We start from the raw sequence: 603 nt of genomic DNA, 5'->3' as shown, positions 1-603 counted from the left end.
CGATTCCGTCACACTGCGCCTCATGACTGAGCATGACCTTGCGATGCTCTATGAGTGGCTAAATCGATCTCATATCGTCGAGTGGTGGGGCGGAGAAGAAGCACGCCCGACACTTGCTGACGTACAGGAACAGTACTTGCCAAGCGTTTTAGCGCAAGAGTCCGTCACTCCATACATTGCAATGCTGAATGGAGAGCCGATTGGGTATGCCCAGTCGTACGTTGCTCTTGGAAGCGGGGACGGAAGGTGGGAAGAAGAAACCGATCCAGGAGTACGCGGAATAGACCAGTTACTGGCGAATGCATCACAACTGGGCAAAGGCTTGGGAACCAAGCTGGTTCGAGCTCTGGTTGAGTTGCTGTTCAATGATCCCGAGGTCACCAAGATCCAAACGGACCCGTCGCCGAGCAACTTGCGAGCGATCCGATGCTACGAGAAAGCGGGGTTTGAGAGGCAAGGTACCGTAACCACCCCAGATGGTCCAGCCGTGTACATGGTTCAAACACGCCAGGCATTCGAGCGAACACGCAGTGATGCCTAACCCTTCCATCGAGGGGGACGTCCAAGGGCTGGCGCCCTTGGCCGCCCCTCATGTCAAACGTT

1 protein-coding gene is annotated in these 603 nt (G+C 55.7%); it reads left to right on the top strand.

What is annotated here, in order from left to right:
- Nucleotides 1-541: AAC(6')-Ib family aminoglycoside 6'-N-acetyltransferase (gene aac(6')-Ib, locus OKC44_RS22115; protein ID WP_257712539.1), on the top strand; the 541-nt coding region annotated here is incomplete at its 5' end.
- Nucleotides 542-603 lie beyond the last annotated feature (62 nt).

It is taken from the genome of Aeromonas sp. S41-2, from assembly GCF_027705845.1.
In the GTDB taxonomy this organism is placed as follows: domain Bacteria; phylum Pseudomonadota; class Gammaproteobacteria; order Enterobacterales; family Aeromonadaceae; genus Aeromonas; species Aeromonas hydrophila.
The sequence above is the reverse complement of the archived record's forward strand: the minus strand, read 5'-3'. Positions and strand labels throughout refer to the sequence as shown.